The organism is Pseudoxanthomonas sp. JBR18, from assembly GCF_028198165.1.
Lineage (GTDB): Bacteria > Pseudomonadota > Gammaproteobacteria > Xanthomonadales > Xanthomonadaceae > Pseudoxanthomonas_A.
Genome location: NZ_CP116339.1, coordinates 812,956 through 836,876 on the forward strand (window position 1 = coordinate 812,956; position 23,921 = coordinate 836,876).

The 23,921-nt window shown below is 68.6% G+C and carries 23 protein-coding genes, 1 other RNA gene, 1 pseudogene and 1 riboswitch; of the genes and pseudogenes, 5 read left to right on the plus strand and 20 right to left on the minus strand.

The window, feature by feature from the left end; all coding sequences use genetic code 11:
- Nucleotide 1: 1 nt before the first annotated feature.
- Entirely contained in the window at nucleotides 2–448 is a 447-nt protein-coding gene (locus PJ250_RS03810; RefSeq protein ID WP_271647223.1) for a division/cell wall cluster transcriptional repressor MraZ, read from the minus strand.
- Nucleotides 449–775: 327 nt separating this feature from the next.
- On the opposite strand from PJ250_RS03810, the gene PJ250_RS03815 reads away from it, so the two are divergent.
- Nucleotides 776–1,537 carry an NRDE family protein gene (locus PJ250_RS03815; RefSeq protein ID WP_271647224.1) on the plus strand — a complete coding sequence of 254 codons (762 nt, stop codon included), beginning with the start codon at nucleotides 776–778 and terminating at the stop codon, nucleotides 1,535–1,537.
- Between the two features lie 215 nt (nucleotides 1,538–1,752).
- Here PJ250_RS03815 and rnpB read toward each other — a convergent pair.
- An RNA gene (rnpB, locus tag PJ250_RS03820) (RNase P RNA component class A) lies at nucleotides 1,753–2,102 on the minus strand.
- Between the two features lie 140 nt (nucleotides 2,103–2,242).
- Nucleotides 2,243–3,061, minus strand: coding sequence for a 16S rRNA (cytidine(1402)-2'-O)-methyltransferase (gene rsmI / locus PJ250_RS03825; protein ID WP_271647225.1), 819 nt, complete (start codon nucleotides 3,059–3,061; stop codon nucleotides 2,243–2,245).
- Nucleotides 3,062–3,245: 184 nt separating this feature from the next.
- On the opposite strand from rsmI, the pseudogene PJ250_RS03830 reads away from it, so the two are divergent.
- A pseudogene (locus PJ250_RS03830) lies at nucleotides 3,246–4,514 on the plus strand (penicillin-binding protein activator); the annotation flags it as partial.
- Nucleotides 4,507–4,893, plus strand: coding sequence for a YraN family protein (locus PJ250_RS03835; RefSeq protein ID WP_271647227.1), 387 nt, complete (start codon nucleotides 4,507–4,509; stop codon nucleotides 4,891–4,893). The pseudogene PJ250_RS03830 and the gene PJ250_RS03835, both read left to right, overlap by 8 nt.
- Here the strand turns inward: PJ250_RS03835 and PJ250_RS03840 are convergent.
- From PJ250_RS03840 to PJ250_RS03865, 6 genes are all read right to left on the minus strand, one after another.
- A complete protein-coding gene (locus PJ250_RS03840; protein ID WP_271647228.1) occupies nucleotides 4,890–6,476 on the minus strand; it encodes a CocE/NonD family hydrolase in 1,587 nt (528 codons plus the stop codon). The genes PJ250_RS03835 and PJ250_RS03840 overlap by 4 nt on opposite strands.
- A gap of 239 nt (nucleotides 6,477–6,715) precedes the next feature.
- On the minus strand, nucleotides 6,716–7,678 hold the full coding sequence (gene thiL / locus PJ250_RS03845) for a thiamine-phosphate kinase (protein ID WP_271647229.1): 963 nt from the start codon (nucleotides 7,676–7,678) through the stop codon (nucleotides 6,716–6,718).
- 21 nt (nucleotides 7,679–7,699) lie between these two features.
- Nucleotides 7,700–8,167, minus strand: a complete 468-nt coding sequence (gene nusB / locus PJ250_RS03850) for a transcription antitermination factor NusB (protein ID WP_271647230.1) — start codon at nucleotides 8,165–8,167, stop codon at nucleotides 7,700–7,702.
- Nucleotides 8,164–8,631 (minus strand): 6,7-dimethyl-8-ribityllumazine synthase, encoded by a 468-nt coding sequence (ribH, locus tag PJ250_RS03855; protein ID WP_271647231.1) that lies wholly within the window; start codon nucleotides 8,629–8,631, stop codon nucleotides 8,164–8,166. The genes nusB and ribH overlap by 4 nt, the downstream gene beginning before the upstream one ends.
- Nucleotides 8,632–8,695: 64 nt before the next feature.
- Nucleotides 8,696–9,805 carry a 3,4-dihydroxy-2-butanone-4-phosphate synthase gene (ribB, locus tag PJ250_RS03860; protein ID WP_271647232.1) on the minus strand — a complete coding sequence of 370 codons (1,110 nt, stop codon included), beginning with the start codon at nucleotides 9,803–9,805 and terminating at the stop codon, nucleotides 8,696–8,698.
- Nucleotides 9,802–10,407, minus strand: coding sequence for a riboflavin synthase (locus PJ250_RS03865; protein WP_271647233.1), 606 nt, complete (start codon nucleotides 10,405–10,407; stop codon nucleotides 9,802–9,804). Before PJ250_RS03865 ends, ribB begins: the two co-directional genes overlap by 4 nt.
- Nucleotides 10,408–10,560: 153 nt before the next feature.
- Nucleotides 10,561–10,734: riboswitch (FMN riboswitch) on the minus strand.
- Between the two features lie 185 nt (nucleotides 10,735–10,919).
- Here PJ250_RS03865 and PJ250_RS03870 point away from each other — a divergent pair.
- Nucleotides 10,920–11,543, plus strand: a complete 624-nt coding sequence (locus PJ250_RS03870; protein WP_271647234.1) for a hypothetical protein — start codon at nucleotides 10,920–10,922, stop codon at nucleotides 11,541–11,543.
- Nucleotides 11,544–11,593: 50 nt separating this feature from the next.
- Here the strand turns inward: PJ250_RS03870 and ribD are convergent, their stop codons facing one another.
- From ribD to PJ250_RS03895, 5 genes are all read right to left on the minus strand, one after another.
- Nucleotides 11,594–12,688, minus strand: coding sequence for a bifunctional diaminohydroxyphosphoribosylaminopyrimidine deaminase/5-amino-6-(5-phosphoribosylamino)uracil reductase RibD (gene ribD / locus PJ250_RS03875; protein ID WP_271647235.1), 1,095 nt, complete (start codon nucleotides 12,686–12,688; stop codon nucleotides 11,594–11,596).
- Nucleotides 12,681–13,154: a GNAT family N-acetyltransferase gene (locus PJ250_RS03880; protein WP_271647236.1), complete on the minus strand. Its 474-nt coding sequence runs from the start codon at nucleotides 13,152–13,154 to the stop codon at nucleotides 12,681–12,683. The genes ribD and PJ250_RS03880 overlap by 8 nt, the downstream gene beginning before the upstream one ends.
- Before the next feature lie 8 nt (nucleotides 13,155–13,162).
- Nucleotides 13,163–13,696, minus strand: a complete 534-nt coding sequence (gene nrdR / locus PJ250_RS03885; RefSeq protein ID WP_271647237.1) for a transcriptional regulator NrdR — start codon at nucleotides 13,694–13,696, stop codon at nucleotides 13,163–13,165.
- Between the two features lie 12 nt (nucleotides 13,697–13,708).
- Nucleotides 13,709–14,962 (minus strand): serine hydroxymethyltransferase, encoded by a 1,254-nt coding sequence (gene glyA, locus PJ250_RS03890; protein WP_271647238.1) that lies wholly within the window; start codon nucleotides 14,960–14,962, stop codon nucleotides 13,709–13,711.
- A 208-nt stretch (nucleotides 14,963–15,170) separates the two neighbouring features.
- Nucleotides 15,171–15,608, minus strand: coding sequence for an RcnB family protein (locus PJ250_RS03895; protein ID WP_271648516.1), 438 nt, complete (start codon nucleotides 15,606–15,608; stop codon nucleotides 15,171–15,173).
- A 261-nt stretch (nucleotides 15,609–15,869) separates the two neighbouring features.
- On the opposite strand from PJ250_RS03895, the gene ettA reads away from it, so the two are divergent.
- A complete protein-coding gene (gene ettA / locus PJ250_RS03900; RefSeq protein WP_271647239.1) occupies nucleotides 15,870–17,531 on the plus strand; it encodes an energy-dependent translational throttle protein EttA in 1,662 nt (553 codons plus the stop codon).
- Between the two features lie 166 nt (nucleotides 17,532–17,697).
- On the opposite strand, the gene PJ250_RS03905 is transcribed toward ettA, so the two are convergent.
- The 6 genes from PJ250_RS03905 to gspD form a co-directional block, all read right to left on the minus strand.
- Nucleotides 17,698–18,159: a DUF2501 domain-containing protein gene (locus tag PJ250_RS03905; protein WP_271647240.1), complete on the minus strand. Its 462-nt coding sequence runs from the start codon at nucleotides 18,157–18,159 to the stop codon at nucleotides 17,698–17,700.
- 73 nt (nucleotides 18,160–18,232) lie between these two features.
- Nucleotides 18,233–18,760, minus strand: coding sequence for a peptide deformylase (def, locus tag PJ250_RS03910; RefSeq protein WP_271647241.1), 528 nt, complete (start codon nucleotides 18,758–18,760; stop codon nucleotides 18,233–18,235).
- Nucleotides 18,757–19,944: a nicotinate phosphoribosyltransferase gene (gene pncB / locus PJ250_RS03915; RefSeq protein WP_271647242.1), complete on the minus strand. Its 1,188-nt coding sequence runs from the start codon at nucleotides 19,942–19,944 to the stop codon at nucleotides 18,757–18,759. Before pncB ends, def begins: the two co-directional genes overlap by 4 nt.
- A gap of 23 nt (nucleotides 19,945–19,967) precedes the next feature.
- Nucleotides 19,968–20,816, minus strand: coding sequence for a glycosyltransferase (locus tag PJ250_RS03920; protein ID WP_271647243.1), 849 nt, complete (start codon nucleotides 20,814–20,816; stop codon nucleotides 19,968–19,970).
- Entirely contained in the window at nucleotides 20,800–21,642 is an 843-nt protein-coding gene (locus PJ250_RS03925) for a glycosyltransferase family 2 protein (RefSeq protein WP_271647244.1), read from the minus strand. The genes PJ250_RS03920 and PJ250_RS03925 overlap by 17 nt, the downstream gene beginning before the upstream one ends.
- Nucleotides 21,639–23,921 (minus strand): type II secretion system secretin GspD, encoded by a 2,283-nt coding sequence (gene gspD, locus PJ250_RS03930; protein WP_271647245.1) that lies wholly within the window; start codon nucleotides 23,919–23,921, stop codon nucleotides 21,639–21,641. Before gspD ends, PJ250_RS03925 begins: the two co-directional genes overlap by 4 nt.

Below are 23,921 nucleotides of genomic sequence, written 5' to 3' on the forward strand. Positions count from 1 at the left end.
GTCACAGCCTGAGGTCGAGCAGCTCCTCGCCCAGATCCTCGTCAGACAACGTCTGCTGGATCTGCGCGCGATGCGCCTGCTCGCTCCACAATTCGAATTTCTCGCCCATGCCAAGCAGCACGGCCTTCTTGTCGATCCCGACCGCGTTGCGGTGACTGGGCGGGATCGTCACCCGGGCGTTGCCGTCCGGCTCCAGGAACGCGGCCGAGCCCACCAGCTTCTGCTGCAACAGGCGCACGTTGGCCTTGACGTTGGCCTTGCCCATCACGCTGTCGCGCACCCGCTCCCACACCGTGTGCGGATAGATCCACAGGCAACCGGCATCGAACGGGCTATAGGTCAGCACCAGGCGATTGCCGCACTCACGCGCGACGAGGTCGCGGTAGACGGTGGGAACCGCCAACCTGCCCTTGTCGTCCACTGTGATGGCGGTTTCGCCCTGGAACACGTCCCTTCTGCCTTGAAATGCACTGCCGACTGCCATTGAACCACGAAAAACCACTGAAACCCCGATTTTCCCGCTGGTGCCCACATTAGCACCGAGCAATGGGTTGTCAACAACTCGCGCACCCGGAAATCACTTGACGGATCAAGGGCTTGCGACAAACTTCAGAGACTTGTTCAAACCTTATCCACAAGTTGCTGTTTCGTCTCAAATTTTGAGATTGAACCGAAATTCAGGCGCGTGGAGGTGATGTGAAGTGACCCCGGTCACGGGACGCTGCGGGCCAGTGCCGCGTACCGCGATTGCGCAGAACCACGGGACAATACCGACATGTGCCTGGTCGCCATTGCCTGGAGAACCCACCCGCGCTGGCGCCTGGTGATGGCCGGCAACCGCGATGAATTCCATGCTCGTCCGACCGCGGCACTGGCCCCCTGGGAGGACCGCGCCGGGGTGATGGCGGGCCGCGACCTGCAGTCCGGTGGCACCTGGGCCGGGATCGGCAGCGGCGGTCGCCTGGCGGTCGTCACCAACGTCCGCGATCCAGGCACCCCGGCTCCGGCTGGCGCACCCTCACGCGGGGCGCTGGTCGCGGACCATCTGGGCAGCGCCGTGCCGGCCGACCAGACCGCCGGCGCGCTGGAAGCCCGCGCCGCCGCCTTCGCCCCGTTCAACCTCCTGCTGGCCGATGCCGATCACTGCCAGTACGTCGGCAACTGGCCGCAGCCGCTGCGGCGCGAAGTGCCACCCGGCATCCACGGCATGTCCAATGGTCCATTCGACGATCCGTGGCCCAAGACCCAGGCACTGACCGACCGGCTCGGCGCATGGCTGCAAGGCCACGCCGAGGATCCGCTGCCGCTGTGGGACGCCCTGCACGACCCCGCCGAAGCGGTCGACACTGCCCTCCCTGAGACCGGCGTGCCCCTGGACCTGGAACGCCGCCTCTCGGCGGCCTTCATTGCCGACGCCCGCTACGGCACCCGCGCCAGCACCGTGGCCGCCATCGACCATGCCGGCCACGGCTGGATCGCCGAGCGCCGCTTCGGCCCCGATGGCGTATTCCTAGGCGAAACCCGCCTGGAGTTCTGAGCAGCACGGAACTAGGACCGTTGAAAGCCGGACCAAGCATTCGCAGCACTCAAAAGATACGGACCTCAGCGCCCCCGCTGGAGCAAAGCCCCCTGAGTCAGGGGGCGCGCCGACAGGCGCGGGGTGTGGAGGACAAAGCGCCGGGGCCCGGAACGTCGCGCCGCCGAGCGCGGCACGACGTTTTGGGGGCTCCACCTCGCGAGGCGAGGTGGAGGTGGCGGAGCCGGCCTGTAAGCCGGGTTCTGTCGTGGACAGTCATTCCTCTAGGCGCATCGTCACCGATACGCTCAAGCAACCTACCCGGACCCGACGCGGGCCGCGCCATGAGGTCCCTATTCGGTCTTGCTCCCGGTGGGGTTTACCGTGCCGGTCTGTTGCCAGACTCGCGGTGCGCTCTTACCGCACCATTTCACCCTTACCTGATCCCTTGCGGGCCATCGGCGGTTTGCTTTCTGTTGCACTGGCCGTCGGCTCGCGCCGCCCAGGCGTTACCTGGCACCGTGCCCTGTGGAGCCCGGACTTTCCTCGGCATTCTTACGAATGACGCGACTGTCCGGCCGGCTCCGCCGAGTGACATTCTACGGCCACGCCGTCGAATCTCCCAAAATTTGCTGCGTAAATTTCGGGCCCCGCACCGTGCGCCACCTATCCCCCGACGCTTCGCGCCCGCCCCCTTAACAAAAGGAGGCTTTCCTGCCGGGGAGATCATTGGCCGTACAAGGCCTTGCGCGGCGCGCCGGTGATCTCTGCAGCCAGCTTGGCGGCGGTGGATGGCGGCAGGTGGTCCTTGAGCAGCGCGTGCACGCGGCGCCCTTCGGCCAGTTGCGCGTCGGCATCGTCGCCGGCGCCCCGGACCATCACCACAAATTCGCCCTTGCGCTGGTTGTCGTCGTCCTCCACCTGCCGCAGGAGGGTGCCCAGGGTGCCATCCAGCACGGTCTCGAACAGCTTGGTCAGCTCGCGCGCCATCGCCGCCGGCCGCTCCGACCCCAAGGCATGCGTCAGGTCGGCCAGCGATTCGGCGATGCGATGGGAGGACTCGTAGAACACGAGCGTGCGCGGCTCGGCCGCCAGGCTGCGCAAGTGCTCGCGGCGCGCCGACGCCTTGGCCGGCAGGAACCCCTCGAACACGAAGCGATCGCTGGGCAGCCCGGCCACGCTCAGCGCCGCGATGGCGGCGCAGGCACCGGGAACCGGGCTGACCCGAATGCCGGCCGCGCGTACCGCGCGCACCAGGCGGTAGCCTGGGTCGGAGACCAGCGGGGTGCCGGCATCGGACACCAGTGCCAGCGACTGGCCCTCTTGCAGGCGCGTCACGATGCGCGAGGCGAGCGCCTCCTCGTTGTGCTCATGCAGTGCCACCAGGGTGGCGGAAATGCCGAAATGCGACAGCAGCTGGCCCGTGCGGCGGGTGTCCTCGGCGCAGATGGCATCGACCGTGCGCAGCACCTCCAGCGCGCGCGGGCTCAGATCGGAGAGGTTGCCGATCGGCGTGGCGACGACATGCAGGGTGGGCTCGGCCATAAAAGGGCGCTCATCTGGCAAAGGGTAGAATCCTAGCCCGTTCCTCCAGACTGGCTCAGATCCGCCCATGGAAAAGCGCTTCGTCCCGCTGCTCGCCACCGCGCTGCTGGCCCTGTTCCTCGCCGGCTGCGCGACCACCCAGGTCGATGGCGGCGGCACGACCTCGCACGCACAGCGCGACGCCGCCTTCGCCCAGGCCCAGCAGTTGGCCACCCAGCGCACCGGCCTGACCGGCCAGGCCCTCAGCGACAACACCCGCCAGATCCAGCAGCTGCTGGGCGGCCTGGACAACGCCACCCTGACCCGCGAAACCACCGCCTTGCCCGTCGGCGACCCGCTCTACCCGCTGGCCGGCAACGCCATGCTGGAGCGCAATCTGCCGCTGCCGCGCCCATTCGACCGGGGCAGCCGCTGGAACTTCGACGCCAATGGCCGTCCGCCGGCCGATCGCGACGGCTACCGCCCGCCGCAGAAGCTGGCCGTGCTGTTGCCGCTGAGCGGTCCGCTGGCGATGGCCGCCGCTCCGGTGCGCGATGGCCTGCTGGCCGGCTACTACGGCGAGACCCGCCGCCGCCCGGAAATCCGGTTCTACGACACCGCCAGCAGCCCGGCCGACGCGACCAGGGCCTATGCCCGCGCGGTGGCCGATGGTGCCGAGATGGTGGTCGGTCCACTGGGCCGCGACCAGGTCGATGCGCTGTTCCGACAGGGCAACCTGAGCGTGCCGGTGCTGGCACTCAACCGTGGCGAGTTGGACCCGCCCGATGGCGCGGCCAGCTTCTCGCTGGCCCCGGAGGCCGAGGGCGTCAGCGTGGCCGACTATCTGCTCAAGCTCGAACGCAAGCGCGTGCTGATCCTCGGCGGCAACGACGACAACGGGCGCCGCGCGGCCGAGGCCTTCCGCAAGCGCTTCACCGAAGGCGGCGGCGCGGTCGCCGATGCCCTGGTGGTCAGCGACCCGCCGGGCGACATGTCCGCACAACTGATCGCCGCGGCCGCCAAGGGCGTGGATGCGATCTTCCTGGCAGTGCGCGGCTCGTCCGCGCGCGTGCTGACCCCGCAGTTGGCCCTGGCCGGGCTGGGCGGCAAGACCCGCGTGGGGACTTCGCTGCTGGTGCAGGGCACCGGCAAGCCGGAAGAAGACAATGTGCTGGACGGCGTGATCTACCCCACAGAGGCGTGGTCGGCCAGCGGCGTCACCGGCTTGCCTGCGCAGTCCACGGTGGCCGCGACCCTGCCCACCGCACGCGGGGGCGCCGCGCGTCTGTTTGCCTTCGGCTTCGACGCCTGGAAGCTCAGCGGCTACATGCAGAAGCTCACTGACGGCGACAATGCCCAACTGCGCGGCGCCACCGGCACGCTGACCCTCGATGGGTTCGGCACGGTGCTGCGTGCACCGGCCTGGGCGACCTTCAGCGGTGGAACCCCGGTGCCGATCGCCGGCGGTGGCTGAGCGCCAGAGCCGGGGCCGGGCAGCCGAGGCCGCCGCCCGGGCCGCGCTGGAGCGCGGCGGCCTGCAGTTCATCGCCGCCAACGTGCGGTTCCGGGGCGGCGAACTGGACCTGGTGATGCGCGACCCAGTCGCCCGCGGCGGCGCCTGCCTGGTCTTCGTGGAGGTGCGCTACCGCGCCGGCGGCGCCTTCGGCGGCGGTGCGGCCTCGGTGGATGCGACCAAGCGCCGCAAGCTGGTGATCGCCGCCCAGTTGTTCCTGGCCCAGCATCCGCGCTGGGCCAATATGCCGTGTCGCTTCGATGTGGTGCAGGCCCAAGGCGACCCGGCCAGGCCGGAGATCACCTGGCTGCGGGATGCGTTCCGGGCGGACGAGACCTAGTGCAGCGGCACGCTCAGGCGTGAAGGCGCCGAAGCCGGCGAACCGAACACCACCCTGCCACCGACATCGGTGGCGTCGGTATAGCGCGGGTCGAGCGTGTCCACCACCAGGACCAGGCGGCTGCCGGCCGGGACTTCGGCGGCGGCGGCTTCCAGGGCGATGTCCAGCGTGCGCGCCTGACCCGGCACCGCGTCGCGCAGGCTGTAGGGCTTGTAGCTGAGCAGGGTCCCGGTGCCCAGGGCGTCCATGCTGTACAGGTAGGTCACCAGGGTCACGTGCGACTGGCTGGGCGTGACCGTCACCCGCAGGCTCGGCGCACCGGCCAGCACGCGGCTTCGCTCCAGCACCGGCCCGGACCACACCGCGCCGCCGGTGCGGCTGACCAGCGGGATCGAGGTCTTGGCCGGTTGGCCGAACGCCTGCAGCAAGCCGCTGAGCATCACCACGCCCGAGTCGGCCAGGGTCGGGATGCCGGTCAGGATGGAAGCATTCCAGCCGGTCGCATCGCCACTGGACAGCGTGCCGGTCGGCCGCAGCAGGCCGGTGGGCCGGCCCAGCCCGTACACCACCGGATCGGCCTGCACCTGTGCCCAATTACCGTAGTCCAGGTCACGCCCGCCCACGCTGGTCAGCCGCACCGAGCCGCTCCCGTCCACCCCGTTGGACTGGCCCTTGAGAAAATGGTCGAACCAGTTCACCGCCTCGTCGTAGACCGCGTTGGGCAGGCCCAACGCGCCCGGCAGTTCGGCCGTGGCATGGTCGCCCTGGCTGAAAAGCAACCGACGCGGCCCGGTCAGCTGGTTGTAGAAGGCCACGTACTGGTTGGGTGGGAACAGCCCGTCGTTGAGCGCATTGGCCAGCAGCACCGCGGTGCCGTTGCGGTTGAGCTGGGCCACCTCATGCACCACGCCGCGGCTGGCGGCCTCTGGCAGGAAGCCCCCCACCGCGCCATCGAAGTCCCCCACGGCCACCTTCGCGGTGATGGCCTGCAGGTCCGGACCAGGCCGGCCGGTCAGGCTGCCGGTGGCGGCCAACATCAGCACCGCCTGCTGGCTGACGGTCTGATTGGCGTAGAGCGATGCCTCCAGGTCGGCCCAGCCACTGAGCGCGGCCACCGCCTTGATCCGCGGGTCGCGCGCGCCGGCCAGCAGGCTGGTGCCGGCACCGTAAGAAATGCCCGAGACGCCAATGCGCGCCGGGTCGGCGGGTGTGTGCGCCAGCGCCCAGTCGATCACCGCGCTCACATCCTCCACGGTGGCGGCCCCAGCGATATCGATCTGCCCGGCCGAATCCCAGAACCCGCGCGAGGTGTAGCTCACCACCACGTAGCCCTGGCCCGCCATCTGGGTAGCGCGGCCGACGTATTCCAGATTGGGCAGCGACCAACTGGCCGGCATCACCACCAGCGGGAACGGCCCACTGCCCTGCCCGGTCGGCACCAGCACCATCGCACCCAGCTCGGTGTCATCGAAACTGGAAATCCGTTCATAGAGCTTGTTGAAGCTGCCCGCCCAGGCCGTCGTCGAACACAGACACAGCACCAGCACCAGCAACACCCCATATCGCCGCGCGAACCCATGCATGCAACGCCCTCCCAGGCTAGGGGCCGGGCGCCGCGATCGCGGGCCGGCCGTGATGTATCGATGCCGCCCGCGGTGGGCGGCCAGGGCACCGTACTCGCACGTATGGAGGCGGCCAAGCTGCAACGCAGCACGGCGCGGCACCTTGGGCGTCGTCATGGCCCAATCACACGGTCCCGGCAGGCCCTGTCGCTGCCATGTCAGCTTGCAACAGGCCCCTGCCGCGCTCGACCAGGGGCGCTTCAGCCGAAGTGATCGTAGCCGGCGCGCGGCGCCAGCCAGGGCACGCCGGAGGGATCGAGGGCGCGCACGCCTTGTCCGGCGACGATGTGGCCGATGCGTGCCCCGGGCACGCCAGCGAAATCCAGCGCCGCGCGCACCTCGTCGGCACGCTGGGGCGCAGCGGTGAAGCACAGTTCGTAGTCGTCCCCGCCGCCGGCCTGCCAGGCCCAGCGCACTTGCGGTTTGAACCGCGACAGCGCGCGCGAGACCAGCAACTGGTCGAGCTGGACCTGCGCCCCCACGCCGCTGCGCGCGCACAGATGGCCGAGGTCAGCAAGCAGGCCATCGGAGACATCCACGCAGGCCGTCGCCAGGCCGAGCAGCCCGCGTCCGGCCTCCACGCGCGGGGTCGGCCGATCCAGGCGTGCGCGCAGGGCGCGTTCGACCGCCGCGCCGGACAGCAGCGATTGCAGCGCCGCGCCGGCATCACCTGGCGTGCCAGTCACCCAGACCTCGTCCCCGACCCGGGCACCGTCACGGCGCAGGGCGTGGCCCGCTTCGACATGGCCCATCGCGGTGATCGAGACCGACAGCGGACCGCGCGTGGTGTCACCGCCCACCAGGGCGATGCCGTGTTGGGCGGCCAGTTCCAGAAACCCATCCAGGAAACCGTCGATCCAACCCGCTTCGGCCTGCGGCAGGGACAGCGACAGCGTGCACCAGGCCGGCCGCGCGCCCATCGCGGCCAGGTCTGACAGGTTGACCGCCAGCGCCTTCCAGCCCAGGTCGGCCGGGGCGACATCGTCGAAGAAATGCACGCCGACATTGAGCGTGTCGGCGGTGACCACCAGTTGCATGCCCGGTGGCACTGCCAGCACGGCGGCGTCGTCACCGATGCCCAGCACGACGTCTGCCCGCGTGGCCGCGCGCGCGCGGATGCGGGCGATCAGGTCGAACTCACCGCTGGCCGACGAGGCGGCCATGTGTGCGAACCCGCGCGCCGCTCAGCGGCCGCGCGCGCTGGCCTCGGCCGCGCGCCAATCCAGCGCGGCGCGGTCCAGCACCCCGTTGACGTAGGTGTGGCCGTGTTCGGCGCCGAAGCGCTTGGCCGTCTCGATGGCCTCGTTGATGACCACCCGGTACGGCACGTCGACGCGGTGGCGCAGTTCATAGGCGGCGATGCGCAGCACCGCGCGCTCGATCTGGTCGACCTCGCCCACCGAGCGGTCCAGGTGCGGCAGCAGGGCCTCATCCAGCTCCCTGGCGTGCGCCATGACGCCACGCACCAGGTCCTCGAAGTACTCCAGGTCGGCGATTTCGTGCGCCTGCTCGTGGGCGAACTGGGCGATCACGCCCTGGGTGGTGCCGCCGGCCATCTGCCAGGCGTAGACGGCCTGCATGGCCCGGCGACGGGCGCGGGTGCGCAGGACGGGATCGACGCCATCACCGCGACGCGGTCCGGGACGGTTCATGGCAGTTTCTCCAGCAGGTTGACCAGCTCGACCGCGGCCAGGGCCACTTCCTCGCCCTTGTTGCCGTGGCTGCCGCCGGCGCGCGCCTCGGCATCCTCGGCCACTTCGACCGCGAGCACGCCGTTGAGCACCGGGATGCGGTAATCCAGCTGCACGCGCATCAGGCCATCGGAACAGCCATCGGCCACGTGTTCGTAATGCCGGGTATCCCCACGGATCACGCAACCCAGGGCCAGGATGGCGGCGTGCCGCCCGGCGGCACCCAGGCGCGCGGCGACCAGCGGGATTTCCCACGCACCCGGCACGCGGATCACGTCCACCTGAGCCTCGGGGATGCCGTTGCCGGCCAGTTCCTTGCGCGCGCCGGCCACCAGCGCATCGGTGATGCGGGCGTTCCAACGGCTGGCGATGATCGCGAACCGTGCGCCGTCTGACACGCGCAGGTCGCCTTCGTAATGGGTCATGGGGAGCGGGGCTCTCGAGGGTCGAACAGTTTATCAGGCGGGGCGCGGCGGCCGGAGCGGGGCCTCAGGCGCCCTGCGGCTCCAGGGTCTCGACGACTTCCAACCCGTAGCCGGACAGGCCCACCTGGCGGCGCGGGGTACCCAGCACACGCAGCTTGCCCAGGCCCAGATCGGCCAGGATCTGCGCGCCGGCACCGTTGCGGCGCCACTGGCCCACGTCCTTGTCCTTGCCTGGGGCGCGCACCGGCGCCTGCTGGCGCAGGCGGGCCAGCAGCGCGTCCGAATCGCGCGGCGCCGACAGCACCACCATCACGCCCTGCCCTTCGGCGGCGATGGCACGCAGGGCATCGCTGGCGGCCACGCCGAAATCGTCGCGCCGCCAGTGCAGCAGGTCGGCCAGCGGGTTTTCCACCTGCACGCGCACCAGGGTCGGCGTGGCCGCTTCCGGCGTGCCCTTGACCAGGGCGAAGTGCAGCTCATGGGCGATGCGGTCGCGGTATGTCACCAGCCTGAAGGGGCCGAACTCGGTCTCGATCTCGCGTTCGTCCACGCGCTCGACGGTGTGCTCGGTGGCCAGACGGTAGGCGATCAGATCGGCGATGGAGCCCATCTTCAGCCCGTGCGTGCGGGCGAATACTTCCAGCTCCGGGCGGCGGGCCATGGAGCCATCGGGGTTGAGGATTTCCACCAGCACGCCGGCCGGCTCCAGTCCGGCCAGCATCGCCAGGTCCACGCCGGCCTCGGTGTGTCCGGCGCGGGTGAGCACGCCGCCGGGCTGGGCGATGAGCGGAAAGATGTGGCCGGGCTGGTGCAGGTCCTCGGCACGCGCATTCGGCCGCACCGCGGTGCGGATGGTGTGGGCGCGGTCGTGGGCCGAGATGCCGGTGGTCACGCCCTCGGCCGCCTCGATGCTGACGGTGAAGTTGGTCTGGAACTGGGCGGTATTGGCGCGGACCATCGGCGCCAGCCCCAGCTGCGCGGCGCGGCTGGCGGTCAGCGGCAGGCACACCAGGCCGCGGCCGTGGGTGACCATGAAGTTGATGTCCGCCGGCTTGACCAGTTCGGCGGCCATGATCAGGTCGCCTTCGTTCTCTCGGTCCTCGTCGTCGACGATGACGACCATGCGGCCGGCGCGGATGTCTTCGAGCAGTTCGGGAACCGGAGCGAAGTTCACAGCGCACCTCCGCGCTCACCGAGCAGGCGTTCGACGTAGCGCGCCACCAGGTCGATCTCCAGGTTCACCGCATCGCCGACCGCGGTCTGCGCAAAGCGCGTCTGCGCCACGGTATGGGGAATCAGTGCGACCTCGAAACCTTCATCGTCGACCGCGTTGACGGTCAGGCTGACGCCATCGACGCAGATCGAGCCCTTCTTGGCGATGTACTTCAGCAGCGCCGCCGGCGCGGCGAAACGCCAGCGCTGCGCGCGGGCATCGTCATGCACGGACAGTACCCGGCCGAGCCCATCGACATGGCCGCTGACCAGGTGTCCGCCAAGGCGGTCGGTCGGACGCATGGCGCGCTCCAGGTTCAACCCCGCGCCCACCGTCAGCCCACCAAGCGTGGTCAGCGACAAGGTCTCGTTGGAGGCATCGGCCTGGAAGCTGGTGGCGTCGAAGGCGATCACGGTCAGGCACACCCCGTTGACCGCGATGCTCTCGCCGAGTTGCACCGCGTCGAACGGCAGCGTGCCGACCTCGAAAGTGAAGCGGGTATCGCCGCCCAGCGGCTGCGCGGCGGCCAGGCGGCCGACGCCCTCGATGATGCCGGTGAACATCAGCGCACCTCCGCACGGGAGGGGCGAGGCGCCGCGCGTGGCGCGGATGGGGACAACGCGAACAACTGGGACATGGCTACGTTTCTCGCAAGGATGCAGAGCGAAAAACGCCACAAGGCAATGGCACGCCCACGACGCTGCCGTCGTGGCGCGGGCCGTCTTCTTTCATCCGGACTTTCTGGCGCTGCCAAGGAGCAGCACCAACCGTCGGCTCCGGCATCGGACCGGATCTGCTGACCCCTGGCCGGCTGGCCAGGGCGCTCGCGGGCTCGTGCGCATCGCACACCTACCGCCGGTGGGGAATCACACCCCGCCCTGAAGACGTTTACGAATGCCGGCGAACCGGCCCGCGCATTCTAGCAGCGCCCCGCGCGGGCACCGGCAGGCCGGAGCGTTGCAGCGCTGGCACATCGCGTCGAAATCATTAAAATGTCGTTCGCGGCGAGGAACCGTCGCGTCAACACCGGGCCTGCAATGGGCCCGGCAACATGGACTCAGGGGAAACAACACCAATGCGCAAGACCCTTTTGGCTGCCGTCCTGGCGGCTGCACCCTTTGCCGCGTCCGCGGCCGACCTGCCGATGCGCTACACCTACGTCGAAGCGGGCTACACCAACGTCGACATCAATAGCGATGATCTCGACGATCCTTCCCTCGATGGTGGCTACATCCGGGGTTCGATCGCCATCGCCGAATCGGCCTACGTCTATGGCGGCTGGTCGCAGGCCAGCAAGACCTATCACGAAGGCGAGCTGAGCGTGAAAGTCACGCTCGATCAGCCGGAAGCGGGCATCGGCTACCACATGCCGTTCACCGATCGCCTGGACTTCGTGACCGACCTGGCCTACGTCCGGATGGGCGTTGAAGCTAAGGCCCGCTACCTCGGTGCCAGCGCCTCCGACAAGGACCACGTCAACGTTGGCCGTGTCAGCGCCGGCGTGCGCGGCAAGCCCTCGGCGCGGACCGAGCTGTGGCTGAAGGCCGGCTACTTCGATGGCAGCGACCTGGACGAAGGCAAGTTCATCGGCACGTTCGGCGGCCAGGTCAGCTTCAACAAGACCTGGGGCCTGGTGGGCGAGGTGCAGGCCTACGAGGACGTCACCCAGGCATCGCTCGGCGTGCGCGCCAGCTTCTGATCGGGGTCTCGATCCGATGAAAGAACGGGCCCATCAGGGCCCGTTCTTGTTTAACCCGTTGGCCGCAGCAACAGGCGCAGATCCGCGCCCACGCGGCGTTCGTCGATCACCTTCAGGCGGTGCTGGTCGGCCAGCGCGGCCAGTCCCAGCTGCGCGAACAGCGGATGGGTGCCATCGCCGAGCACGGTCGGCGCCTGGTAGAGCAGCACCTCGTCGACCAGCCCGGCGGCGAGCAAGGCGCCGGACAGGGTGGCGCCGGCCTCGACCTGGACTTCATTGATCCGATGCTGGGCCAGGGCGACCAGCACCGCGCGCAGATCCAGGCGCCCCTCGCGCAGTGGCACCTCCTGGTAATGGACGTGGCCATGGTTGGGGACCGGTGCCGCCTGCGGGCCATGCAAATAGAGAGTGGGCGCATCGCCTTCCTGCACGCGGGTCTGGGCCAGGGTGGACAGCGTGGCGTCCAGCACCACGCGCAGCGGCGGCCGGAACGCGCGGTCCTCCTCCGGCCGCGCGGTGAGTGAAGGGTCGTCGGCGATCACCGTGCGCGCGCCGGTCAGGATGGCCCCGGCCCGTGCGCGCCAGCGCTGCACATCGGCACGCGCGGCCGGCCCGGTGATCCACTTGGATTCACCGCTGGCCATGGCCGTGCGCCCGTCCAGGCTCGCGCCCAATTTGACCCGCACCCACGGCCGACCGCGCACCACGCGCGAGATGAAGCCACGGTTGAGTTCGCGCACCTGGTCCTCCAGCAGACCGACCTGGACGATGATCCCGGCCTGCTGCAGCCTTTCGAACCCCGCCCCGTCCACCTGCGGGAAAGGATCGCGCATGGCGGCCACCACGCGCTCCACGCCCGCGCCCACCAGGGCATCGGCACACGGCGCGGTGCGGCCTGTGTGCGCACACGGCTCCAGGGTCACATACGCGGTGGCACTGCGCGCCCGCTCGCCAGCGGCGCGCAGCGCAAAGACCTCGGCATGCGGCTGCCCGGCGATCTGGTGCCAGCCCTCGCCCACCACCTGGTCGCCATGGGCGATGACGCAGCCGACCATCGGATTGGGACGGGTGGTCCACGCCCCACGTTCGGCCAGCCGCAGCGCGCGGGCCATGTGGGCGTGGTCGAGGGCGGAAAATTCAGACATCGGCGGTTCCCGTTTCAATGGCCATCACCACGACCTGCAGCGGGCCCAGCGGCAGGCGATCAAGCGGCGCCCAGCCCAGCCGTGCGTAGTAAGGCACCAGGGCATCCTGACAGTACAGGTGCAGGCGCGGCACGCCGAGTGCGGCGGCCTGAGCCACGCAATGCCGCACCAAAGCCGCTCCCACGCCGCGGGCGCGGCCGTCAGGCCGCACGTACAGGGAGGCCAGCCAGGGCGAAACCTGGTCCAGGCGCGGATCGTCATTGACCAGCAGGCTGACCGAACCGATCCAGTCGCTTGCGTCCAGCGCCAGCCAGGTCGCCGGCATGGCGGTGGCGCCGTGCGCGGCCAGTTCGTCTTGTGCCTGTTCGACCGTCCAGTCCGGCAGCAGCCCGCCGAACGCGGCGACATGGGCCTGGGCCAACGCGCCCAGATACTGCCGATGGGCGCGCAGAGGCTCAATCCGCACCGCTTCGCTCAGCGCTTCTTGGACTTGTCGCCCGGCTTGCCGAACGGCACCACTTCGCCGGAGAGCAGCGAGAGCTGACCCTCGCCGGGCAGGTCGCGCTCCAGGCGGTCCAGTTCCTCGCGGAAGTCGGCCACGTCCTCGAAGCTGCGATACACCGAGGCATAGCGCACGAAAGCCACGTGGTCGAGCTTGCGCAGCTCGGCCATGACGAACTCACCGACCCGGCGCGAGGGCAGCTCGCGCTCGGTGGTGCGTCGCAGCTGCTGGATCACCGCGCGCACCGACGCCTCGACCTGGTCCTCGGACACCGCGCGCTTGTGCAGCGCCCGGTCGAAGCTCTGGCGCAGCTTGCGCGCGTCGAACGGGTCACGCCGGCCGTCGGACTTGATCACCGCCGGCAGCTTGAGCTCGATGGTTTCCAGCGTGCTGAAGCGTTCGCCGCAGGCTTCACACTCACGGCGCCGGCGGATCGTCGCCCCGTCTTCGGACACGCGCGAGTCGATCACGCGGGTGTCGCTGTTCTGGCAGAAGGGGCAATGCACGGTGCGCTGGGCTCAGCCGTAGACCGGGAACTGCTTGCACTGGGCGGTGACCGCCTCGCGCACCCGGGCGATGACCGCCTCGTCGTTGGGGGCATCGAGCACATCGGCAATCCAGTTGGCCAGCGCGATGGTCTCGGCCTCCTTGTAGCCGCGCGTGGTGATCGCCGGCGTGCCCAGGCGCAGCCCCGAGGTGACGAACGGCGAGCGCAGGTCGCCCGGCACCGAGTTCTTGTTGGTGGTGATGTGGGCCTTGCCCAGCGCGGCCTCCGCGTCCTTGCCGGACACCTCGCGGCCGATCATGTCCACCAGCATGAGGTGGTTCTGGGTGCCCCCGGAGACGATCTTGTAGCCGCGCGCGATCAGCGTTTCGGCCATCGCCTGCGCGTTGGCGACCACCTGCTCCTGGTAGGCCTTGAAGCCCGGCTCCAGCGCTTCCTTGAAGGCCACGGCCTTGGCCGCGATCACGTGCATCAGCGGGCCACCCTGGATGCCGGGAAACACGATGGACTGCAGCTTCTTCTGCAGGTCCTCGTCGGCGCCCTTGGCGATGATGATGCCGCCGCGCGGGCCGCGCAGGGTCTTGTGGGTGGTCGAGGTGACCACGTGGGCGTGGTCCAGCGGGCTCGGGTAGACGCCGGCGGCGACCAGGCCGGCCACGTGCGCCATGTCCACGAACAGGTAGGCCCCGACCTTGTCGGCGATGGCGCGGAAGCGCGCCCAGTCGACCTGCTGGGAATAGGCCGAGAAGCCCGCCACGACCATCTTGGGCTTGTGCTCCAGGGCCAGACGCTCGACTTCGTCGTAGTCGATCAGGCCTTGCTCGTTCACCCCGTACTGGACGGCATTGAACAGCTTGCCCGAGGCGTTGACCTTGGCGCCGTGGGTCAGGTGACCGCCATGGGCCAGCGACATGCCCAGGATGGTGTCGCCCGGCTGCAGCAGGGCGAAGTACACCGCCTGGTTGGCCTGCGAGCCGCTGTGCGGCTGCACATTGGCGTAGTCAGCGCCGAACAGGGCCTTGAGACGCTCGATCGCCAGCTTTTCGGCGATGTCGACGAACTCGCAGCCACCGTAGTAGCGCTTGCCCGGATAGCCTTCGGCGTACTTGTTGGTCAGTTGGCTGCCCTGGGCCTCCATGACCGCCGGGCTGGTGTAGTTCTCGCTGGCGATCAGCTCGACGTGATCCTCCTGGCGACGGACCTCGTTGGCGATGGCCTGGGCCAGTTCGGGATCGTAGCTTTCGATGCGGACGTCACGCGGGAACATCGGGTCTCCGGGAGGGCAGTCTGGGCAGAAGGGTCCACCAGCGGCCGTCGCGCGGCCCGTGGGGGTGCGGATTGTAAGCCCTCCGGGCCGGCCCCCACCAATCGCAGGGCCGGAATGCGGCTTCCGATCCCTGGCACACGGTGCGGTATGCGCAAAAAAGGCGCCCCTTTGCAGGGAGCGCCTGGCAGGCCTCAGGCCCGGCCCGCCATCAATGATTGATCAGCAGGTCGGTGATGATGCCGGTGGCAATGGCGACCATCAGCAGGTTGCCGCGGTCGTCGCGCACCCAGTGGTAACCGCGGGGCGGACGACGCACGTGATAGCGGTCATAGTCACGCACCACCACGGTCGGGCCGCCGTAGTAATGGCTGTAGCGGTAGCCGCGGCGGTAGTCGTAGGGGCGGTAGACCACGCGCGGCGGCGGGCGATAGTAATTGCGCTCCACCACCACCCGGCCGCGGTCACGGCCATCGCGGTAGCCGTCCCGATAGGCTTCTCGCCGCTCGTGGCGATCATGGCGGTCATCCCAATGCCCGCGTCCGCGGTCGCCTCGGTTGTCGTGGCCATGACGCCCATGGTCGTGGCCCCAGTCGTCGGCCATGGCCGGCGCGGCGGCCAAGGACATGGCAAGGACGGGAATACTCATCAAACTCAAGATCTGGCGCTTCATGGCTTGCTCCGTAACAAGTTGTCACGGGTTCGATGATGAGCCGCGCCGGTGAACGCAAACTGGCTGGAAACGTTTCAGAACGTTGCCGTTAATCGTACCCAATGCCGCCTGTTCAGGTTGGCGCCCGCCGCGGTGCGGGAGGCATGAGCGGCTATAATGCGCGGTCCCTTTCCATCGCCCCACCTCGCCTGCCTGACATGGCGCGGGTGGCTGGCTGCGTCCTACGCCGGAGATCGCATGTCGCAATACATCTACACCATGAACCGCGTCAGCAAGGTGGTCCCGCCCAAGCGGCAGATCATCAAGGACATCTCGCTGAGCTTCTATCCGGGCGCCAAGATCGGCCTGCTGGGCCTGAATGGCGCGGGCAAGTCGACGGTGCTGAAGATCATGGCCGGCGTGGACACCGACTTCGAGGGTGAGGCCCGCCCGCAGCCGGGCATCAAGGTCGGCTATCTGGCCCAGGAGCCCGAACTCAACCCCGAGCACACCGTGCGCGAGGCCGTGGAAGAAGGCGTCGGCGAGGTTCTGCAGGCCCAGGCCGCCCTGGATAAGGTCTACGCCGCCTACGCCGAGGAAGGCGCCGATTTCGATGCGCTGGCCAAGGAGCAGGAGCGCCTGGAGGCGATCCTGGCCGCGGGCGATGCCGCCACACTGGAACAGCAGCTGGACATCGCCGCCGACGCGCTGCGCCTGCCGCCGTGGGAGGCTATCGTTGGCAAGCTCTCCGGCGGTGAGAAGCGCCGCGTCGCCCTGTGCCGCCTGCTGCTGCAGAAGCCGGACATGCTGCTGCTCGACGAACCGACCAACCACCTGGACGCCGAGTCGGTGGAGTGGCTGGAGCAGTTCCTGGCCCGCTATACCGGCACCGTGGTGGCGGTCACCCATGATCGCTACTTCCTGGACAACGCCGCCGAGTGGATTTTGGAACTGGACCGTGGCCGCGGCATCCCGTGGAAGGGCAACTACACCGAGTGGCTGACCCAAAAGGACGAGCGCCTCAAGCAGGAAGACAACCAGGAAAAGGCCCGTCAGAAGGCGATCCAGAAAGAGCTGGAGTGGTCGCGCCAGAACGCCAAGGGCGGCCGCACCAAGGGCAAGGCCCGCCTGGCCCGCCTGGAAGAGCTGCAGTCGGTCGACTACCAGAAGCGCAACGAGACCAATGAAATCTTCATCCCGCCGGGCGAGCGCCTGGGCAACGCGGTGATGGAGTTCAAGAACGTCACCAAGAGCTTCGGCGACCGGGTGCTCTTCGAAAACCTGAACTTCCTGGTCCCCGGTGGCGCCATCGTCGGCATCATCGGCCCCAACGGCGCCGGTAAGTCGACCCTGTTCAAGATGATTACCGGACAGGAAAAGCCGGACTCGGGCGAGATCGTGGTCGGCCCGACCGTGCAGCTGTCCTACGTGGACCAGAGCCGAGACAAGCTGGAAGGCAACCACAACGTCTTCCAGGAGATTTCAGGCGGCCTGGACATCCTCAACATCAACGGCATCGAGATCCAGTCGCGCGCCTACATCGGCCGCTTCAACTTCAAGGGCCAGGACCAGCAGAAGATGGTCGGCTCGCTGTCCGGCGGTGAGCGTGGTCGCCTGCACATGGCCAAGACCCTGCTGCAGGGCGGCAACGTGCTGCTGCTCGACGAACCGTCCAACGACCTGGACATCGAGACCCTGCGCGCGCTGGAAGACGCGCTGCTGGAGTTCCCGGGCAACACCTTCGTGATCAGCCATGACCGCTGGTTCCTGGACCGCATCGCCACCCACATCCTCGCCTTCGAGGGCGACTCGCACGTGGAGTTCTTCCAGGGCAACTACCGCGAGTACGAGGAAGACAAGAAGCGTCGCCTCGGCGATGACGCCGGTCCCAAGCGTCTGCGTTACAAGGCGTTGAAGTGATCAACTGGCTCGAAGCCGCATCGCGGCTTCGGCTTTGCCAGTCCCGACTGAGGCATGCCTCAGTCGTCACCGCGCAAGCGGGGATCCAGTGCCTTTGATCTGACACCCAGCAGATGCAAAAAGCCCCGCACGCGCGGGGCTTTTTCATTCCACCGACCGCACCGGATCAAACCAGCTTGGTCGCGTTGTCCAGCACGTAGTCACAGGCCTTGTCCTTGAGCTTGCCGGACACCGAGTCCAGGTTGAAGGACTTGCCGCCGTCGCCTTTGAGCAGGCCCATCACCCCGCTCTTGTAGTCGCTCGACTGCTCGGCCTGCTGTGGCGTGCCCAGCCCGTACTTGGACATCAGCCTGTCCTTGACCGAACTCACCGCATCGGCGCTGAGGTATTTGCGCTGCACGCAATACTGCAAGACACCGGCCGCATTGCCGGCCGTGTTGCCGCTGATCGCCGGCATCGACAGATTGCCGAGCGCGCCCAAGGCGCTCCCGTCCTGGCCGGTGGCTTGCGTCGACGCGCCGTCCTTTTGCTTGAGCAGGTCCTTGAAGCTCTGCGCAGAGGCATTCATGCACAAGGCCATCCCCGCGACCAGCAACGTGACCCGCAGGCCGCCCAGATGCGTTGTCATCACGTTCTCCTGTTTCGGTGAAGGACGCTCAGGCTAGCAGGCACGCCATGCGCGACCGCACCCACCGCTCACGTCACTTGCCGGTGCCAATGTCGGGAAACAGCACGTCGGTGAAGCCGAACGTGCTGAAGTCCTTGATCCGAGACGGATACAGGATGCCGTCCAGGTGATCGACCTCGTGCTGGACCACGCGCGCGTGGAAGCCTTCGGCGACCTGGTCCACGCGCTGGCCTTCGGCATTCCAGCCGGTGTAGCGGATGCGCCGGTAACGTGGGATCACCGCGCGCAGGCCGGGGATGGACAGGCAGCCTTCCCAGCCGTCTTCCAGTTCCTCGGACAGCGGTTCGATCACCGGATTGAACAGCGCCGTGCGCGGCACGGCCGGCGCATCTGGGTAGCGCGCGCTGCGGTCGAAGCCGAACACGATCACCCGCTTGCTCACCGCCACCTGCGGTGCGGCCAGGCCGACGCCAGCGGCGCCTTCCATGGTCTGGAACATATCCTCGACCAGGTCGCGCAGCTCGCCGGTGGCGAAGTGTTCGACCGGCTCTGCCCGGGCCAGCAGCACCGGCTCTCCCATGCGAACGATGGTGCGGATCATGCGGTCTCCTTCTCGGGCGGCAGCCCGAACACCTGGCGCAAATAGCGCACGTAGCCCGGATCGTCGCACATGCTCTTGCCCGGCGAGTCGGACAGCTTGGCCACCGGCTGGCCGTTGCAGCGGGTCATCTTGATGACGATGTTCAGCGCCTTGGGGCCCAGGTCATTGGTCAGGTTGGTGCCGATGCCGAAGGCCAGCCGGCAGCGCCCGTTGAAGTGCGCATACAGCTGGGCGACCCGCTCCACATCCAGCCCGTCGCTGAAGACCAGGATCTTGGCGCGTGGGTCGGTGCGATTGGCCTGCAGGTGCGCCAGCATGCGCTCGCCCCAGGCGAACGGATCGCCCGAGTCATGGCGCATGCCGTCGAAGAGCTTGCAGAAGTACAGATCGTAATCGCGCAGGAAGGCATCGGTGCCGACCACGTCGCTGAGCGCGATGCCCAGGTCGCCGCGGTATTCGCGCGCCCAGGCTTCCAGCGCCGCGCCCTGCGAGTCGCGCAGGCGCGGGCCCAGCGCCTGGAATGCCTGCAGCCACTCGTGGGCCATCGTGCCCAACGGGGTCATGCCGTACAGCCGCGCCAGGTGCACGTTGCTGGTGCCGACGAACTGCGCGCCCAGCCCATCGCGCAGCTGCGGCAGCATGCGCGCATGCCAGGCGTGGGAGTAGCGGCGCCGGGTCCCGTAATCGGCGATCGCGCAGCCGGTCCCATCGGGGATCGCACGCAGGCGCTCGATCTTGGCATGCAGCCGACGTTCGCCCTCCTCAAGATTGCCCTGCCCCAAGGCGTCGAAGTAGACCTCGTTGATGATCGCCAGCAGCGGCACCTCGAACAGGATCGTGTGCAGCCACGGCCCTTCGATTTCCAGTTCGATCTCCCCCGGCGCTTCGCTCGAGGCTTTCAGCGAGACGTACTTGCGGTCGAAGTGGAACAGTCCCAGGAAGTCGACGAAATCCGGCTTGATGAAGCGCAAGGCGCGCAGGTAATCCAGTTCCTCGGCGGTGAAGCGCAGCGTGCACAGCGCATCGATCTCCTCGGAAATGCGCGGCAGGTGCGCGGCCAGGTCAATCCCCGGCGTGCGGCACTTGAAGCGGTACTGCACCTGCGCGGCTGGGTAGTGATGCAGCACCGCCTGCATCATCGTGAACTTGTACAGGTCGGTGTCGAGCAGCGAGGGAATGATCATGCGCGCATTATGCGCGCCCGCGTTCAGCCAGCCAGCCGACGCCCGGCCGCCTGCGCGAAGTGCGCCCAGATCGCCATCCACACCCCGGCCTGCATCAGCGCGCCCCGGCGTGGGGCCTCGAAACGCTGGAAGTACCGCCACAGTCCGCGATGCTTGTGCCACTCCACGAACAGCGGCCGCGAACGGCTGGACACCCCACGGTGATGCAGCACGCACACATCGTTGGCGATCGCCACGCGTGCGCGGGCAATGCGGATACGACGGCACAGGTCCAGGTCCTCGGCATGCAGCCGATAGCCCGGATCGAACCCGCCCACGTGCTCGAACAGCGCGCGCGAGACGAACATCAGCGCACCGGACACCGCGTCGACATCCTGCACGACCGCACCTGCCTGGGCGTCCACCGCCAGTTGCCCCCCGCTCCCCGGCGCAAGCAGCATGGCGCCGAAGTCCGGATCGCGACGGCGCGCGGCCGGATCGTGTGCGCCCTGTTCGTCGACCAGGTCAACGCCCAGCAACACCGGGGCGTGTGCCTGTGCATGGGCGCGCAGACGGACCAGGGTATCGGCCTCGACCATCAGGTCGGGATTGACGAAGGCCAGCCAGGGCGCGGTGGAATCGCCCGCGCCCTGGTTGCAGCCCACCGAGAAACCGGGGTTGTCCGGATTGCCGATGAAGCGCACGCGTGCATCGCGCGCGGCGTGGCGCTGGACCAGTTCCAGCGTGCCGTCCTCGGAGGCGTTGTCCACCACCCGGATCTGGGTCACCCCCTCGGCCGTACGCAGACGCGACAGGCACGCATCGATGGTCGATGCGCTCTGGTAGGTCACCACGATGGCGGCGATGCCGCCGGATTCAGCCGAAGAGCTCACGTTGCGGTTCCGGCCCGAGCTGGGCATGGCAGTCGGCCAGGCGCTCGCGGGCGTCGTGCAGGGGGTCGTTCATCAGGAACTGGGCCAGGCGCGCGTTCCAGGCAGGCCAGCGCGCGGCCAGCGCGTCCAGGTCGCCCTCGCCCGGACCGCCCTCGCCGCCCCGGGCCACGAACGCGGTCTCGCACAGCACGTTGCGCCAGCCCAGCCCGGCCAGGCGCAAGGACAGGTCGATCAGGGCCGCATACCAGGTGCGGTAGCTGTGCAGGTCCAGCCCTCCGGCCTTGGCGCGGGCACGACCGCGCAGCGCCACGGCGTGGCTGACCGCGGCGGGCAGTTCGGGATAGGTTGCGGCCATGGCGGCGCAGGCCTGCGCCATGCGCTGCGGATCGCCCGGCGGCGCGGAGACCTCGCCTAGCCGTGGCCAGGCCGCCGCTTCGCCGGCGTTGCACCACGGGGTGACGCTGGCGATGGCGGCATCGTTGGCCAGGCAGGCGGACAGCTGGTTGAGCCAGCCCGGCAGCGGCTGGGCATCGGGTGCGAGGACGACCACGTCCAGGCCATCGCAGGCCGCCAGCATTTCATCCAGGTGCGCCACCTCGCCCAGCGGCTGCGGGCGCCGGGTGTAGTCGGCCTTGAGCCGGGTGCGCGTCAGCCAACGCTGGATGAGCGCCACGCCGCGCGGACCGGCCTGTGCGTCGTCGGCCAGCCAGACCTGGGTGCCGGCCGGCGTCCCCGCCTCCAGCGCGCCCAGGCAGGCATCGAGCGCATCGTCATCCACCCCGACGGGCAGCAGCACGACCGGCAGCGGGGGGCCAGCCGGGCTCACTTGTCCTTCGGCGCGTGCAGCGGTTCCATGGCGCGGAACCGCTGGCTGTATTCGTCGGTGAGGTCGCGTGATTCCTGCGGGTTGCGCACGATGGTCGGGGTCAGCAACACGATGACTTCGTTGCGCGTGGTGTCCTGGGTTTTCTGGCCAAACAGCGCGCCAACCACCGGCAGGCGGCTCAGGAACGGTATGCCGGAGCTGCCATCGTTGACTTGGTCGTTGATCAAGCCAGCCAGGACGATGGTGTCCCCGCTCTGGATGGCCGCCTCGGTCTTGACGAAGCGCGTGTTGATCGGCGGATTGCAGTTGCTGACTGTCGGATCGCAGCCCGCGGGCGCGGCGCCCGGCGTACTGACTTCCTGCGCGATCTCCATGAACACCGTGCCGTCCTTGGTCACGCGTGGGCGCACGTTGAGGATCACGCCAGTGTCCATGTACTGCACCGAGCTGTAGGTGTTGTCGGTGCCAAGCCCGGTATTGACCGAGTACGTATTGATCGGGATCTGCTGACCGACCTTGAGCTGGGCCAGGGCGTTGTTTCGCACGAACACCGAGGGGCTCTGCAGGATGCGCACGTTGGTGACCTTGTCCAGGGCGCTGATCACCGCGGCGGCGTTCTTGCCCAGGAAGGTCCAGCCCAGGCCGGTGCTGCCGGTGATGCTGCCGCTGAGGTCGCCCCAGATGTTGCGCCCGGCGGCGCTGGGCAAGTTTGCGCCGTTGCCGATCGCGCTAGTGGCGCCGGTCAGCGGCGCATTGACCGCCTGCTCGAAATACCAGTTGACGCCGTAGCTGAGCTCGCCGGTAAGATTGACCTCCGCCACCTGCGCCTCGATGTGCACCTGCATGGGCATGACATCGAGCTTCTCGATCACATCCTTGATCGAACGCCACGCCGTGCCGCTGGCGCGCACCAGCAGGGAGTTGGTCTCCTCCACCGCCGCTACGCCGACCTTGGCGCCTTCCACCTCCAGGGTGACGCTGCCGTTGCCTTCCTGGCGCTGCCCCAGGTTCAGACTTGCACCCCCGCTTCCCATCCCGCCACTGCTGCCGGAATCGCTGCTGCCCGAAGACAGGCCGCCACTGGAACCATATGATCCGCCGCTCGAACCGTTGCCCTTGACCAGGCCGGTGCTGTCGGCGCCGAAGGGGCTGGCACTGAGCGCGCCGCCCACGCTGCCCGGCACCAGCGAGGTATCAGAAGTGCGTGATCCATTGCCGCCACCGGCACCGAAGACCTCGGCCAGACGCTGGGCCAGGTCGCGCGCCTTGATGTATTTGAGGTCGTAGGAGAACAGCCGCGGCTGGTCGCCGGCGCTATCGATGCGGTCCAGCCAGTCGTGGATCTGGTCCAGATAGGCCGCCTGCGGGGTGATGACCATCACCGCATTGGCCCCTTCCAGCGGCATGAAGCGGAACATGCCGGCGCTGGGCGACTTGCTGTCGGCTCCGAAGACTTTCTCCAGGTCGGACACGACCTTGCTGGCCTGTCCGGTTTCCAGCGGGAACACCCCCACCGACATGCCCGACAGCCAGTCCACGTCGAAGATCTGGATGGTGCGCAGGTAGTTCTCCAGCTCGCTGCGGGTGCCGGAGATGGTGATGATGTTGCGGGTCGGGTCGGTGGCCACGACCGCGTCAGGGCGGGCGTAGGGCTCGAGGATCTTCTTCATCTCCTCCGCGCCCACGTAGCGCAGCGGCACCACGCGCACCTCATAGCCGCGCGCGTTGGTGGCCCCGCCCGAGCGCGGCGCCACGGTGCCGCCCAGGGCCTGGTCGGCCGGCACGATGTTGTAGCGCCCGTCGGCATAGACCATGCGCGCATTGTTCCAGCTCAGCACCTGCTCCAGCAGCGACAGCGCCTGGGCCGGCGAGACCGCGCGCGGGGTGGCCAGGGTCACCGTGCCCTGCACGCCCGGGGCGATGACGTAGTTCTGCCCCAGCATGTCGCCCAGGATGGCCTTGACCACCGCCTGCAGCGACTCGCCCTCGAAGTTGAACGTCGCGCTGCCGCTGGTCGCCCCCGACAGCGCTGGCGGCGGGGCGGCGGCGGCGCTGCGGTTGATGACCTGGCCGCTGCCGCGATGGATCTGCGCCTGCGGCCCGGTCTCCGGTGGCTCGGCCGATGCCAATGGCTGGGTCTGCGCGCCTTGCGCGGAGGTTCCGGCCGCGGCCTCGGGATTGGCGGCATTGCCCTGCCGCTGGACCGTGGGCACGGGCGCGGTCGCGCAGCCGGCCAGCAGGCCGAGCAGAAGGCTGAGGAAAACGGAACGTGACGTCAT